Source organism: Streptomyces sp. NPDC002793, assembly GCF_040295485.1.
Taxonomy (GTDB): Bacteria; Actinomycetota; Actinomycetes; order Streptomycetales; family Streptomycetaceae; genus Streptomyces.
In genome coordinates this window covers 31,141-45,494 of sequence record NZ_JBEOVL010000007.1, presented here as the reverse complement: position 1 = coordinate 45,494, position 14,354 = coordinate 31,141, and the positions used below count along the sequence as shown (strand labels likewise).

Sequence of the window (14,354 nt, the reverse complement as noted above, 5' to 3'; positions counted from 1 at the left end):
CCGTCACGCCGGGCCGTGCCCCTCCGGCTGCAGCAGTTGCTCCGTCCAGATGACCTTGCCTCCGTCGTCGGTGTAGCGGGTGCCCCAGCGTTCGGCCAGCTGGGCGACGAGGAACAGGCCCCTGCCGCCCTCGTCCATGGTGGCCGCCTGCCTCAGATGGGGTGAGGTGCTGCTGCGGTCGGACACCTCGCAGATCAGTGTCCTGTCATGGATCAGCCGCACGCGGATGGGTCCGTCGGCGTAGCGGATGGAGTTGGTGACCAGTTCACTGAGGATCAGCTCGGTCGTGAACGCCTCCTCGACGAGATTCCACTCGGCCAGCCTGCGGGACACGTCGGAGCGGACCCGGGCGACCGCCGAGGGGTCGGAGGGCACGTCCCATTCGGCCACGTTCTCGGCGGGGAGACAGCGGGTGCGGCCGACGAGCAGCGCGACGTCGTCCCGCGCCCTGGCGGGTACCAGGACGCGGATGACGGCCTCGCACGTCTCCTCCGGCGTCCGGTCGGGATGTCCGGCCAGGGTGGCGCGCAGCGTCTCCAGCCCTTCGTCGATGTCACGGTGCCGGTCCTCGACGAGCCCGTCCGTGTAGAGCACCAGCCGGCTGTCCTGCGCCAGATGCACGTCGAGGGTCTCGAAGGGCATGCCGCCGAGCCCCAGCGGCGGGCCCCCGGGCACATCCGCGAACACGGCGTCGCCCTCGGGGCCGACGATCACCGGCTGCAGATGACCGGCCCGCGCCATGGTGCAGCGGCCCGACACCGGGTCGTAGATCGCGTAGAGACAGGTGGCCCCGGTGACGCCGCCTCCCTCTGAGCCGTCGGCCGACTCGTCCAGGTCTATCCGTGTCACCAGTTCGTCCAGGTGCCAGAGCAGCTCGTCGGGGGGCAGGTCCAGGGTGGAGAAGTTGTGGACCGCCGTGCGCAGGCGCCCCATGGTGGCCGCGGCGTGCAGCCCGTGGCCGACCACGTCGCCGACCACGAGCGCGACCCGGGCGCCCGGCAGCGGGATGATGTCGAACCAGTCGCCGCCGACCCCGCCCAGCCCTCCGAGACCGGCCTGTGCGGGGAGGTAACGGTAGGCGGCGTCGATGGCGCTCTGGTCGGGGAGTCCTTGTGGCAGCAGGCTGCGCTGCAGGGTGACCGCCACGTTGTGCTCGCGCGCGTAGCGGCGCGCGTTGTCGATGCTCACCGCGGCGCGGGCGACCAGCTCCTCCGCGACGGACAGGTCCTCGTCCTCGAACGGCTCGGGCTTCCCGGACCGCCAGAACGTGGCCACACCCAGGATGACGCCCCTGGCCCTCATCGGTACGGCGATCATCGAGTGGAATCCGGACCGGACGATGCGCTCGGCACGTTCCGGGTCCTGCTGCTGCCAGCCGGAGCACTGCGTCAGGTCGGTGTCGAGGACGGCTTCGCCCCTGAGCAGCCCTGAACCGACGACCGTGGTCGGCCTGAAGCGGATCACCGAGCCCAGCGGGTAGAGCCCCGTGTCGTCGCGGGGACCGCTGAAGGCCGAGCGGCGCATGCCCTCGGTGGTGGCGCGGGCGGCTGTGGGCTCCTCGCCCCGCAGCACGCCGGCGGCGAGATCGACGGTGGCGTGGTCGGCGAACCTGGCCGTGGCGAAGTCCGCCAGTTCCTCGCACGTCCGTACGACATCCAGGGCGGTGCCGATCTCCGTTCCCGCGTCGTAGAGGAGCTTCAGCCGGCCGCGCGCCACCGCGGCCCTGCCCGTGAGTGCCTGCAGCTCCGTGGTGTCGCGCAGGGTCGTCACGCTGCCGGGCGGTCCGCCGTTCCTGTCGGTGGCCCGCTGGCTGACGGCCAGCAGCCGCGCACCCACGGAGTGCACCTCGTCGGTCGCGCTGCGTCCGGACTCGAGCAGGTCGGTGATCACCGGGTCGAGGCCGAGCCCGGCCACCGGTGCGCCCTCGACGTCCTGGGGAAGGCCGAGGAGCCGACGTGCCTCGTCGTTGGCCAACAGCAGCCGACGGTGGCCGTCCACGATGACCACGCCTTCGCGTACGGCGTGCAGAACGGCATCGTGGTGCTCGTACATCCGGGTCATCTCGGTCGGGCCGAGCCCGTGCGTCTGACGGTTCAGCCGCCTGGTGACGAGTCCGGTGCCTGCCGTGGTGAGCAGCAGAATGCCCGCTGCCGAGCCGAACAGCAGGGGGAACTGGCCCTCGGCGGCCCCGCTGACGTTCCTGATGGTGATCCCCGCGGACACCAGGCCCACGACCTCACCGTCCGCGCCGGTCACAGGGACCACGGCCTGGACGAGCGGACCGATGGTCCCGTCGATCCTCTCGGTGACGACGCGGCCGTTCAGGGCCGGGGCCGCGTCGCCGACGAACGTCTTGCCGATCCTGTCGGGCAGCGGATGGGTGTAGCGGACGAGATCGAGGTTCATGACGACGACGAAGTCGACCCCCGAGCCCTTCCGCGCCGCCTCGGCCTTCGGCTGGAGCACGGCCGTCGGATCGGGGCCAAGCAGCGCCGCTTCCGTACCGGGAGCGTTCGCGAACGCCTCGGCCACGGCGACCGAGCGATTACGGGCCTCGTGTTCGCTGTCGGCCCGGGACTGCAGCACGAGCGCGGCCACGGACGCGGTGACGAGCAGCACCACGATCGCCACTTGCAGGAGAAAGACCTGACCAGCGAGGGTTCTCATTCGGAGAATCGAACGCGGGCGGCCGTAGCGTCCGGCCATGCTCCCCTTTCTACACGGCATCCTGCTTCCTCGCCGCCCCGCCGTCCAGGAGTCTCCCCGGCGGGGGCGTGGGCCACGGCTGCGGTGTTCTCCGTGTCCGGAACGGGCGAGATCGTCGCACCGGCCGACAGCAGTTTCCGCGCCAGCACGCGACAGCGCGTTCCGAGCTCCGGAGGGTCGAGTACCTCGAAGTCGTGCCCCAGCAGGAGCACGTGCATCAGCACCGCGTCGAGGCCGGCGGCACCGCTGAGCACCTCGCAGGAATCGCTCCCGCACTGTCGTACGACGGCCGCGGACGCCGGTATCTGCGCGCGCACCGTGTCGGCCGACGCGTGTACGAGGAAGCGCGCCCGGTGCGGGTGGACGCGGCTCGCCACTCCCTCCTGCACGTACGTCGCGGCGTCGGGTGCCGCGCGCGGGGAGAAGCGCCAGGTCCGTGCGGACACGTCGGTCATCCGGTCGACGCGGAAGCTGCGCCAGTCGTCGCGATCGAGGTCGTAGGCGAGGAGGTACCAGCGCCGGTCGGAGGCGACCAGGCGGTAGGGCTCGACCCGTCGTCGTCGTGCCACAGCGCCGCCGGACCGGTAGTGGAAGCCGGCCTCGACCTCGTCGTGGCAGGCCCCGGCCAGCGTCACGAGCACCTCGGGGTCGACCGGGGTCCGGCCTCCGTGGAAGGACTCCACCGAGCCCGCGAGCGTGCGCACCTCGTGCCGCAGCCGGGTGGGCAGCACCTGGTCGAGCTTGGTCAACGCCCGGAGTGCGGCGTCGCCGACGCCGACGACCGCGCCGCCCGCGCCGGTCAGCAGCGATACCGCGGTGGCGATCGCCTCCTGGTCGTCGAGGAGCAGCGGCGGCAGGTCCTGCCCCGGCCCGAGTCGGTAGCCGCCGCCGACGCCCTGGCCTGCATGCACCGGATAGCCGAGCGTGCGCAGCCGTTCGACATCACGCCGTACCGTGCGCGGCGTGACCCGGAGCCGCTCGGCGAGCTCGGGGCCGCTCCAGGCCCGGCGCTGTCGCAGCAGCCCGAGCAGGGTGAGTACGCGCTCCGTCGTACCCCGCTCGTCACCGTTCGCCGCGCCCATGGCGCCCACTCTGCCAGACGTGGCGGACCGAACCTGTCCGCCAGGGATGTCACGGTGGCTCCACGGACGCGAACGTCCGCCCGCACACCAACCCTCCTACGTACGGAGCGATCCGATGAGCCGCCACATCCAGGTCACCTTCGACGCCCACGATCCCGGGGCGCTGTCGTCGTTCTGGCGCGACGTACTGGGCTACGTCCACCCCGGCCCGCCAGGAGTGGACCTGCCCGAGGGCGCCGACCCGCTGGCCGCGTGGGACGACTTCCTCGCGCGGATCGGCGTACCGGAGGAGCAGCGCAACACGAGATCGGCCGTCGAGGACCCGGACGGGCACGGCCCACGGCTGTTCTTCCAGCAGGTGCCGGAGGGCAAGACGGCCAAGAACCGCGTGCACCTCGACGTCCGTGCGGCTCCCGGACTTCAGGGTGCGGAGCGGATGGCGGCTCTGGAGGCGGAGTGCGACCGGCTCGTCGCGCTGGGGGCGACGCGGGTACGTCGCCACGAGCCCGCTCCCCCGATGAGCGCAGGCTTCCTCGTGATGACCGACCCGGAGGGCAACGAGTTCTGTCTGGACTGAGGCGCGGCCCGGCTGTGGCCGCGGAGCCGCGGCGGGTCCTGGCCCCGGCACCCGCGGCTACTGCAGGGCGCGTACCGCCGCGCCGAAGAGCGGGGACAGCCGGTGTGCGGCGGGCACGATCAGCCCGGCGGTCAGCGGATGCCCCGCCGCGCCCAGCAGTGCCCTGGTGAGCAGCCGGTGGCGCCGCGTCAGCCGCGCCCATCTCGCGGGGTAGTCCTCGGGCCGTCCCGCGACGAGGCAGTCCACCGCCGCCGACGCGGTCGCCGCGGCCATGGCGATGCCCTCGCCGGTGAGCGCGTCGACGTAGCCCGCCGCGTCACCGGCCAGCAGGACGCGCCCGGCGCGCGGTGTACTCGCGGTGCGGCGCAGGGGGCCCGCGCCGCGTACCGGCCCGGCCTCCAGGCCCCGGAGTGTGCGGGCCAGCCCGGGGAAGGCGGCGAGGTGCTGTGCGTGGGACCCCCGGAGGCGGCTGAGGACGGCGACACCCACCAGCCCCTCCCCCACCGGTGTCACGTACGCCTCGCCGCGGCGCGACCAGTGGACCTCCACGAAGTCCGTCCAGGGCGCGATCCGGTAGTGACGGCGCAGCCCGTACCGGCGCGGTGCGGAGCAGGGGCGTTCCAGGCCGAGCGCGCGGCGCACCGGTGAGTGCAGGCCGTCGGCGGCGATCAGCCAGCGCGCCGTCAGTCCCGCCGCCGTGACGCCGTCCGGTCCCTGGCGCACCTCTCCCACGCGCCCCTCGACGACCCGCACCCCGAGCTCCAGGGCCCGCCGGTGCAGGGCGGCGTGCAGCTCGGTACGCCGGGCGCCGAGCCCGGGGCCGCCCCGGAAGGCCGCCTCCGCCTGCCGGGAACCCTCGACGTAGCGGATCCCCCGGAGCGCTCTGCCGGGCGGCGTGACGCCCAGCGCGCTCAGGGCTGCCACCCCGCTGGGCATGATTCCTTCGCCGCAGGCCTTGTCCACGGGTGCGGGGCGGGGGTCCACCACGACGGCCTCCAGGCCGGCCAGGGCGGCCCGGATCGCCGCCGCCAGGCCGGCCGGTCCGCCCCCCGCCACCAGGATGTCGGTCATGCGCGTGCCTCCGTGCCCGGGAGGCGGGCCAGCTCGCCGTCCTCGCACCGGATGCGTACGGCCATGAGCGCCGCGTTGAACCCGGTGAACAGGACGGCGGTCAGCCAGGCTCCGTGGACCAGCGGGAGGGCGGCCCCTTCCGCCGCGACCGCGAGGTAGTTGGGGTGGCGCAGCCACCGGTAGGGCCCGCCGGTCACCGGGGGCAGGCCGGGGACGACGATGACCCGGGTGTTCCAGCGGCGGCCGAGGGTGCGGACGCACCACCAGCGCAGCACCTGCGCGGCGGCCACCACCGCCACCATGGTCCAGCCGAGCCAGGGCACGAACGGCCGGCCGGCCGACCACGTCTCGGCGAGGCATCCGGTGAGCAGCGCGATGTGCAGGGCCACCATCACCGGGTAGTGGCCACGGCCTGCTTCCGTGCCGCCCCGCGCCAGGCTCCAGCGGGCGTTGCGCAGGGCCACCGCGAGCTCGGCGAGGCGTTCGGCGGCGACGACCAGGACGAGGGCCGTGTACCAGATCATGCGTTCCTCCGGACTACCAGCGCAGCAGCACCAGTTCGCAGCAGAAGCCGGGCCCCATGGCCATCAGGAGACCGGGCGTGCCGGGTTCGGGCCTCCGCTGCTCCATCGTGTCCCGCAGGACGTGCAGGACCGAGGACGACGAAAGGTTGCCGACCTCGGCCAGCGAGCGCCGGGTGATGTCGAGCGCGCCCTCAGGAAGGTCCAGGACGTCGGTGACGGCCTCCAGGACCTTGGGCCCGCCGGGGTGGCACACCCAGCGGGCGATGTCCTTCGGTTTCAGCCCGTGCTGTTCCAGAAATCCGCTGACGTCCTCGGCCAGGTAGCGGCGTACGACGTCGGGGACTGCCGGGTCGAGCACCACGGTGAAGCCGGAGTCCCGGATGTCCCAGCCCATGACGTGGCCGGTGTCCGGGTACAGGCGGCTGCGGGAGTCCACCACCTCGGGGCCGTGCGCCGTTGTCCCGTGCTCGCCGCCGACGAGGACCACGGCCGCGGCTCCGTCGCCGAACAGCGCGGTGGCTACCCAGTTGGCGGGGCCGGAGTCGTCGCGCTGGAAGGTCAGGGAACAGAGTTCGACCGAGAGCAGCACGGCCACCTGCCCGGGCCGGCCGAGCAGGTAGTCGTGGAGCCGGGCCACCCCGGCGGCTCCGGCGACGCAGCCCAGTCCGAAGACGGGGAGACGCTTGACGTCGGGGCGCAGGCCGAGCCGTCCGACGAGGCGCGCGTCGACGGAGGGTGCCGCGATCCCCGTGACCGAGGTGAACATCAGCAGGTCCACGTCGGCGGGGCGCAGCCCGGCCTCGCGCAGGGCGCCGCGGACCGCTTCGGCGCCGAGATCGACGGCCGCGCGGATGAACTCGTCGTTGGCCGCCCCGAAGCCGTCCAGTTCGCCGTAGCGCTCCAGGGGCAGCACCATGTTCCGGGTGCGCACGCCCGCGCTCGCGTGGATACGGTCCAGCACGCGGCGGTCGGCCCCGGTGGGCAGGCAGGTCCGCGCCACCATGTCGGTGACCGCCCGCTGGGAGTGGCGGCGTGGCGGCAGGACTCCGTGCACCGCCGCGATCCGGGTCACCGTGGCCACCGCTTCCGAGAGGTCATGATGCACATCCTGCCCACAGAGCGGGGCAATTCCGTGCACATGCGACACACGGCTGCCGTGTCCGAACGGGCTGGTGTCCCTACGATCGCCCTGTGGACATCATGGACCGGCCGCTGGCGCACGCCCCCGCCCCACGTCCGCCCCGCCGGTCGGCGGCCCTGGCGCGGTCCTGCCATCCGGGGCCGGTGGCGGCGGTCACCGCGCTCGCCGCCGCACTGGCCGTCAGTTCCGGTCCGGGCGGCGGTCGTCGGACGCTGGTCGCCGGGGCCGTGCTGGCCGGGCAGCTCTCGGTGGGCTGGTGCAACGACGCGTTCGACGCCCGCCGTGACGCCGAGGCCGCGCGCCCGGGGAAGCCCGTGGCCCGGGGTGCGGTGGACCCGGGCGTGGTGTGGGGCGCGGCGGTGGCCGCGCTGTTCCTGTGCGTGGTGCTGTCCCTCGCGTGCGGCGCCGCGGCGGGTGCGGCGCATCTGACCGGGGTCGTGGCCGCGTGGGCGTACAACCTGAAGCTCAAGGAGACGGTGCTGTCCTGGCTGCCGTACGCGGTCGGCTTCGGGTGCCTTCCGTGTCTGGTCGCCCTGAGCCTGCCCGGGAGCCCGTGGCCGGCGTGGTGGGCGGTGGCGGCGGGTGCGCTGCTCGGCGTGGCGGCTCATCTGGGTGACGTGCTGCCGGACATCGAGGCGGATCTGCGGGCGGGCATCCGCGGGCTGCCCCAGCGGCTGGGCCCGGCCCGTACCCGTCTCCTGCTGCCCGTCCCGCTGGTGGCGGCCACCGCCGTACTGGTCCTGGGACCTTCGGGAGCACCGGTCGGGCGGGGTGTCGCCGTCCTCTCCGGGGTCGCCCTCTGCGCCGTCGTGGCGACGGCGGTGTGCGCGGGTCCGGGGCCGGTGCGGACCCGGCGCAAGGCGGCGCTCGCGGGGACGGTGGGGGTGGCGGCCGCCGATGTCGCGCTGCTGCTGGCGCGGGGCACGGAGATCGCCTGACGGTCCGTACGGACGCCGTGCCGTCCGTGCGGACCGTCGGATGGGGCCGTGCCGTCACTGACCGGCGAGACCGGTGTGCGCGATACCGCGCACGATCTGCCGCTGGAAGAACGCGAAGACGATCAGGAGCGGCATGCCGGCGATCACCAGCGAGGCCATGATCTGGGCGTACCGCACCCCGAAGCTCGACTGGACGTTGACGAGGCCGACGGGCAGGGTCATACCGCCCGGGTCTGTGGTCACGAGGAACGGCCAGAGGAAGTTGTTCCAGGTGGAGATGAAGGTGAAGATCGCGACGGCCGCCAGCACGGGCCGGGACAGCGGGATGACGATCGTCCAGAACACCCGCCAGCGGCCGGCGCCGTCGACGAAGGCCGCCTCCTCCAGTTCCCGGGGTACGCCTTCGAAGAACTTCACCAGGATGAACACCATGGCGGGCACGGCGACCTGGGGCAGGATCACCCCCCAGTAGGTGTCGACCAGGCCGAGCTGGACCATCTCGCGGAACAGGGGGGCGATGAGCACCTGCGGGGGCACCATGATCCCGGCGAGCACCAGCCCGTAGAGCGGCTTCCGGCCGCGGAAGTCGGTGCGGGTGAATCCGTACGCGGCCATCGCGCACGTCACGACGGTCAGCAGGGTGGTCATGACGGAGATGTACGCCGAGTTCATCAGCCAGACCATCAGATCGCCCGACTCCCAGACCTTGCTGTACGCGTCGAAGGTGACGCGCGAGCCGATCCAGGAGAGCGGGGTCTTCGCGGTCTCGCCCTCCGGTTTCAGGGAGGTGGCGACGGCCCAGGCGAGCGGCAGGAGCCAGGCCGCGGTGAGGAACAGGGCGATGACCAGCAGGACCATCCTGCCGCGCGTCCAGCGCGGGCGGCGGCCTCCGGCGTCGGTGGACCGCTCCGCCCGTGGGGCGGCGGGGGTGGTGACGGTGGTGGAACCGCTCACTTCGCGGCCTCCTCAGCTCGGCGCCGGGACAGCAGCGGCTGCACCAGGGAGACGGTCAGGATCAGGGCGAAGAAGATGTACGAGACGGCCGAGGCGTAGCCGATGCGGTAGCCCGTGAAGCCCTGCTGGTAGACGTACTGGAGGATCGGCCGGGTGGAGTCGTCGGGGCCGCCGCCGGTCAAGATGTAGACCTGGTCGAAGATCTTCAGCGAGGCCAGCACCTGGAGGACCACGATCACTCCGGTGGCGCGGCGGAGCATCGGCACGGTGATGTGCAGGAGACGCTTCCCCGCGCCGGCACCGTCCAGTTCGGCGGCCTCGTACAGATGCGCCGGGATGGCCTGGAGGGCGGCGAGGTACAGCAGGAAGTTGAAGCCGACGGTCCACCAGACGGTGGTGGCCACGACGCTGAGCATGGCGTACCGCTCGTCGGTCAGCCAGCCGATCTCCGGCGTCAGTCCGACGGCGGCGAGCAGCTGGTCGGCGAGACCGAAGTCGGACGGCAGGATCATGTGCAGGAACAGCAGGCAGACGACGCCGGACGGCAGCAGGAAGGGCGCGAACCAGCTGAGCCGCCACAGCCACTGCACCACCTGGAGCTGGTGGGCGAGGAGGGCCAGCACGAAACCGACGACGACGAGGGGCACGGTGGACAGGACCGTGAACCACACGGTGTTCCACAGCGAGGACCAGACCTCGGGGTCGCGCACCGCCTCCGCGTAGTTGTCGAGGCCGACGAACTCACCACCGGTGCCGGTGATGCTATCGCTGGTCAGGCTCATGCCAAGGCCGGATATCAGCGGCCAGATCAGGAAGGCGGCGTACACGAGGAAGAAGGGTGCGATGAACACCAGACCGTGTTCGGTCCACTTCCCGCGCGCACCTCGGGGCTGCCGCCCGGCCTCGTCCCCGTCGGGCTTCGCCACGGGCGCCGGCGCCGCCGCGGTGGTGGAGGTCATGACGCGGCTCCCGGGAGGGGGTTGCGGGTGTCGAGGAGTGTCCGCAGCCGGGACTTCGCCTCGGCCAGGGCGCTGCGTGGGCTCCTGGACCCGGTGAGGACCCCGGAGAAGACGGCGCCGAGCTCGATCCACATCCGGGAGGCGGAGCCGGCGAACCACGCGGGTTCGTCGAGCGCCACGTCGTCGATGACGGAGCGGTACTCGGACTGCGGCTTGAGTGCGAGGTAGGCAGGATCGTCGAGCACCGGCAGATAGGCGGGGACGTGTCCGCCCTCGGCCCAGGCCACGGAGTTCTTCAGCATCCACGCGGCGAGGGTGTGCGCCGCCTCGTTCGTGGCGCCGCCGCGGTCGCTCTGGTGCGGCAGGACGAAGGCGTGGCAGTCGGCCTGGGTGGCCGCGGTCCCGAACAGCGCGGGGATCCGGGTCATGGAGAACGGGAGTCCGGTGGTCCTGAAGGTGGAGATCTCCCATTCGCCGTTGAGGTGGAAGGCGGTCTTCCCGCCGCTGAAGACACCGACGGATCCGGTGTAGTCGACGCGGCGCACCATCAGCCCCTCCTCGATGAGCCGGGCCAGGTACTCCAGCACCCGCAGCGCCTTGGCGTCGTCGAGCGCGAGGCGCTTGCCGTCGGCGGAGAGCACCGCGCCGCCGGTCTGCGCGTAGAAGCTGGAGAAGAGGCGCCAGGGGGTGATGCAGTCGGGTCCGAGCGTCTCGGTCACCAGGCCCGGCCGCCCGGTCGCCTTCTTCGCGGCGCGCAGCGCGTCGGCGAACTCCTCCGCACCGCTGATCGGCTTGAGCCGGCCGCCGGACAGGAGTCCGGCCTTCTCGCAGATCTCGGTCTGGTAGTAGAGGACGAAGGGGTGGGTGTCGAACGGGACGGCGTACTGCTTGCCGCCCACCTGGCCACGGCGCCAGATCTCCGGGGGGAAGTCCCGCTCCCGCACCCCGTGTTCGGCCAGCAGACCGAGGTCGAACGGGTCGAGGAGCCTGCCGGGGGCGAAACCCGCGAGCCGGGCGAGGTGCAGGGCGGCGATCTCGGGGGCCCTGCCGCCGGCGCCGGCCATGCCGAGCTTGGTGTAGTACGGGGCGCCCCATTGCAGGGTCGAGGACTCCAGAGCGATGTCCGGGTGCGCGGCCCGGAAGTCGTCCAGCATGCCCTGCATGTTGACGCCGTCACCGCCGCCGAACAGGTGCCAGTACCGCAGCAGGGTCTGCCCCGGGCCCGCGGCGGTCGCGGGCGCGGCGCATCCGGACAGGGAGCCCAGGGCTCCGGTGGCGGCCAGGGCTCCTGCACCGCCCGCGAGGGCTCGGCGCCGACTGAGGAGAGGTGGTTGCATGGCGGCTCGTCTCGTCTCGTCTCGGCTCGTCTCTGGGGTGCGGGGACGCGTGAAGGAGAGGCGACGTGTTCGATATCTCGACGCGCGCCCGTCACTTCGGACGGGACCGTAGGCGCGGGAAAACGCGGCGTCAATGACTCGCGCTGAAATTGCGAACGATGTTCGACATCGCGAACACATGGTCGCACCCGAGGAGATATCGCGAGGATGCGCTCACATTTCCTACCGGAGGGTAGGCCCACCCGGCATCCTTGCTATACCTTCCGTCTAACAAGCGGGACGTACGGCCGTCCGGCCTGTCCGGGGCCGGTCCACCGCCCTCCGCTTCCGGCATTTCACGTCGGCAGCACGGCATATGACGACCCGTCACCGAAAAGCTCATGAGACAGCACCAAGGACATCACTGACGAACCGAGGAGCCGCACCATGGCAAGCAGCACTGCACGACCGGATGCGGAGGGCCGTCCGTCCGAGGACCACCTCACCCGCCGCCTGCTCGAATCGGCCGCCACACTGGCGTACGACCCGGCTACGGAGGTCGACTGGGACACACCTCTGGACAAGGACTTCCACGGTGCGAGCCCGGAGTGGAGCACCTTGTACGGCACCGCCTACTGGGGCGAGCTGTCCGAGGAGCAGCGCAAGGAACTGACGCGTCAGGAAGCCGCCTCGGTGGCCAGCACGGGCATCTGGTTCGAGATGATCCTGCAGCAGATGATCCTGCGGGACGTCTACGCGAAGGACCCGACGGGCGCGGACGTCCAGTGGGCGCTGACCGAGATAGCCGAGGAGTGCCGGCACTCGATCATGTTCGCCCGCGGTGCGCAGAAGCTGGGCGCCCCGCCCTACCGTCCCCACCGGCTCGCGGTGGAGCTCGGCCGCGCTTTCAAGACGCTCGCGTTCGGCGAGGCGGCCTACGCGGCGATCCTCGTCGCCGAGGAGGTCCTCGACGTCATGCAGCGCGACTGGATGCGGGACGAACGGGTCGTGCCCTTCGTCCGCACCATCAACAACATCCATGTCGTCGAGGAGTCCCGGCACATGAAGTTCGCCCGCGCGGAGACCCGCAAGCACCTCAGCGGCGCGGGTCCCGTACGACGGCAGATCAACGCGCTCGTCATCGCGATCGCCTCGTACGTCATCGTCACCAGCATGGTGAACAAGGACGTCTACGCCAACGCGGGACTCGACGGGAAGCGTGCGCTCGGTGAGGCGAAGGCCAATGAGCACCACAGGTCGATGATGCGGTCGAGCTGTTCGGGCCTCATGGACTTCCTGGCATCGGCCCGCCTGCTCACCAGGCCCGCCCTGATGTTCTACAAGCGTGCCCACCTGATCTGAGCGGACATCATGACCTACGCCATCACCCAGACATGCTGCAGCGACGCCACCTGTGTCTCGGTGTGCCCCGTCAACTGCATCCATCCGACGCCGGAGGAACCGGACTTCGGCCGGACCGAGATGCTGTACATCGATCCGAAGTCCTGTATCGACTGCGGTGCCTGCGCCGACGCCTGCCCGGTGGAGGCGATCTTCCCGCTCGACCGCATCCCTGCCGGACAGCAGGAGTACGGTCCGCTCAACGCGGCGTACTTCGCCGACAGGGCAACAGGGCAGGAACCCCCGGAGGGGCCGAACTTCCACGTGTGGGGTGAGCCCTCCTTCAGGCGCAGCCTTCCGTCGGACTTCGCGCCGATCCGGGTCGCGGTCGTCGGCACCGGACCGGCGGGCATGTACGCCGCCGAGGATCTGCTGCTGCACACGGGCGCCGAGGTGACCCTGATCGACCGGCTGCCCGTCGCGGGCGGGCTCATCCGCTACGGCGTGGCGCCCGATCACCTCTCGACCAAGAAGGCCGGCGACACCTTCGCCAGGTTCCACACCCACCCGAGGGTGCGCATGCACCTCGGTCTGGAGGTGGGACGGGACATCACTCCGGAGGAGCTCGCCGCGCATCATGACGCGGTGATCTACGCCGTCGGCGCCTCGGCCGGACGCCGACTGGGGATTCCCGGCGAGGACCTGCCGGGCAGCATCTGCGCGACGACGTTCGTCTCCTGGTACAACGCCCACCCCGAGGTCGCCCAGGACGCCGTGGACGTGTCGTCGGAGCGGGTCGTCGTGGTCGGCAACGGCAACGTCGCCCTCGACGCGGCACGGATCCTGGTCTCGGACCCCGACGACCTGACCACCGGCGACATCGCCGGCCACGCTCTGGAGGCGCTGCGCGCCGGGTCGGTACGCGAGGTGGTGCTGCTCGGGCGGCGGGGGCCCGAGGACGCGGCGTACACCCGGTCCGAGCTGCTCGCGCTGAAACACCTGGCCGGTGTGGAGTTGGTCGTCGACGACCACGACCCCCGGACCGGGGCATCGATCGACGCGGCGGGCCCGGGCGACAGGGCCGCGCTGCTGCGGGGCGTCGCCCGGGAACCGGTGGACTGGTCCTGCCCGCCGCCGACGGGACGCCGCATCGTGTTCCGCTTCCACTCCGCGCCGGTGGAGGCAATCGGCGACGGCACCGGCGGCGCCCTCGCCGCCGTACGGGTCACGGACGGCGCGGGGAGCACGGACGGCCGGGAGATCCCGGCCGGGCTGCTGCTCCGGGCCGTCGGCCGGCGCGGACTACCGGTCGACGGGCTGCCGTTCGACGAGGCGACGGGCACCGTTCCGCACGAGGGCGGCCGGGTGGCGGGCCTGCCCGGGACGTACGTCGTGGGGTGGATCAAGCGCGGCCCCTCGGGTGGCATCGGGGCCAACCGGACCTGCGCCGCCGAGACCGTCGGCACGCTGCTGGACGACGCCGTCGGCGGCACGCTGCCCGCGCCGGAGCACGGGGCCAAGGCGTTCCAGCGGCTCGTGCGGCGCCGGAACCCGCAGACCGTGGACGCCCGCGGCCTGGCGGAGATCGAGCGTGCCGAACTGGCCCTGGGGCGCCGTGCCGGCCGCCCCCGGGTCAAGCTGGCTACCCTTCCCGAGCTGGTGGCGGCGGCCAGGGGCGGCCGGCGACGGATTCCCGGCTGACCCCTCTACCCGGCCCGCCGGCGGCGGCGTCAGCGGGCCGGGCC

12 protein-coding genes are annotated in these 14,354 nt (G+C 72.2%); 4 read left to right on the top strand and 8 right to left on the bottom strand.

Going from position 1 to position 14,354, the window contains the following annotated elements; all coding sequences use genetic code 11:
• Positions 1-3 precede the first annotated feature (3 nt).
• Entirely contained in the window at positions 4-2,706 is a 2,703-nt protein-coding gene (locus ABT001_RS08795) for a SpoIIE family protein phosphatase (RefSeq protein WP_351274402.1), read from the bottom strand.
• On the bottom strand, positions 2,664-3,788 hold the full coding sequence (locus ABT001_RS08790; RefSeq protein WP_502967444.1) for a helix-turn-helix transcriptional regulator: 1,125 nt from the start codon (positions 3,786-3,788) through the stop codon (positions 2,664-2,666). Before ABT001_RS08790 ends, ABT001_RS08795 begins: the two co-directional genes overlap by 43 nt.
• 115 nt (positions 3,789-3,903) lie before the next feature.
• Between ABT001_RS08790 and ABT001_RS08785 the strand changes: the two genes are divergently transcribed.
• A complete protein-coding gene (locus tag ABT001_RS08785) occupies positions 3,904-4,365 on the top strand; it encodes a VOC family protein (protein WP_351274399.1) in 462 nt (153 codons plus the stop codon).
• Positions 4,366-4,422: 57 nt separating this feature from the next.
• Here the strand turns inward: ABT001_RS08785 and ABT001_RS08780 are convergent, their stop codons facing one another.
• Genes ABT001_RS08780 through ABT001_RS08770 form a run of 3 tightly spaced genes read right to left on the bottom strand, consistent with a single transcriptional unit; the run spans position 4,423 to position 7,032 of the window.
• Complete coding sequence (locus tag ABT001_RS08780) at positions 4,423-5,436, bottom strand: NAD(P)/FAD-dependent oxidoreductase (RefSeq protein WP_351274396.1); 1,014 nt, start codon at positions 5,434-5,436, stop codon at positions 4,423-4,425.
• Entirely contained in the window at positions 5,433-5,960 is a 528-nt protein-coding gene (locus ABT001_RS08775) for an isoprenylcysteine carboxyl methyltransferase family protein (protein ID WP_351274393.1), read from the bottom strand. Before ABT001_RS08775 ends, ABT001_RS08780 begins: the two co-directional genes overlap by 4 nt.
• A 13-nt stretch (positions 5,961-5,973) precedes the next feature.
• Entirely contained in the window at positions 5,974-7,032 is a 1,059-nt protein-coding gene (locus ABT001_RS08770) for a type III polyketide synthase (RefSeq protein ID WP_351274814.1), read from the bottom strand.
• Between the two features lie 128 nt (positions 7,033-7,160).
• Here ABT001_RS08770 and ABT001_RS08765 point away from each other — a divergent pair, with 128 nt between their 5' ends.
• Positions 7,161-8,039, top strand: a complete 879-nt coding sequence (locus ABT001_RS08765; protein WP_351274813.1) for a UbiA family prenyltransferase — start codon at positions 7,161-7,163, stop codon at positions 8,037-8,039.
• Between the two features lie 54 nt (positions 8,040-8,093).
• Here ABT001_RS08765 and ABT001_RS08760 read toward each other — a convergent pair whose 3' ends face one another.
• From ABT001_RS08760 to ABT001_RS08750, 3 genes are read right to left on the bottom strand one after another with little or no spacing between them, the layout of a single operon-like run.
• Complete coding sequence (locus ABT001_RS08760) at positions 8,094-8,993, bottom strand: carbohydrate ABC transporter permease (RefSeq protein ID WP_351274390.1); 900 nt, start codon at positions 8,991-8,993, stop codon at positions 8,094-8,096.
• Complete coding sequence (locus tag ABT001_RS08755; RefSeq protein WP_351274387.1) at positions 8,990-9,952, bottom strand: carbohydrate ABC transporter permease; 963 nt, start codon at positions 9,950-9,952, stop codon at positions 8,990-8,992. The genes ABT001_RS08760 and ABT001_RS08755 overlap by 4 nt, the downstream gene beginning before the upstream one ends.
• A complete protein-coding gene (locus ABT001_RS08750; protein ID WP_351274385.1) occupies positions 9,949-11,289 on the bottom strand; it encodes an extracellular solute-binding protein in 1,341 nt (446 codons plus the stop codon). The genes ABT001_RS08755 and ABT001_RS08750 overlap by 4 nt, the downstream gene beginning before the upstream one ends.
• A gap of 426 nt (positions 11,290-11,715) precedes the next feature.
• On the opposite strand from ABT001_RS08750, the gene ABT001_RS08745 reads away from it, so the two are divergent.
• Both ABT001_RS08745 and ABT001_RS08740 read left to right on the top strand, forming a co-directional pair.
• On the top strand, positions 11,716-12,630 hold the full coding sequence (locus tag ABT001_RS08745; RefSeq protein ID WP_351274383.1) for an AurF N-oxygenase family protein: 915 nt from the start codon (positions 11,716-11,718) through the stop codon (positions 12,628-12,630).
• A 9-nt stretch (positions 12,631-12,639) separates the two neighbouring features.
• Positions 12,640-14,310 (top strand): FAD-dependent oxidoreductase, encoded by a 1,671-nt coding sequence (locus ABT001_RS08740; RefSeq protein WP_351274380.1) that lies wholly within the window; start codon positions 12,640-12,642, stop codon positions 14,308-14,310.
• The last annotated feature ends 44 nt before the right edge of the window (positions 14,311-14,354 follow it).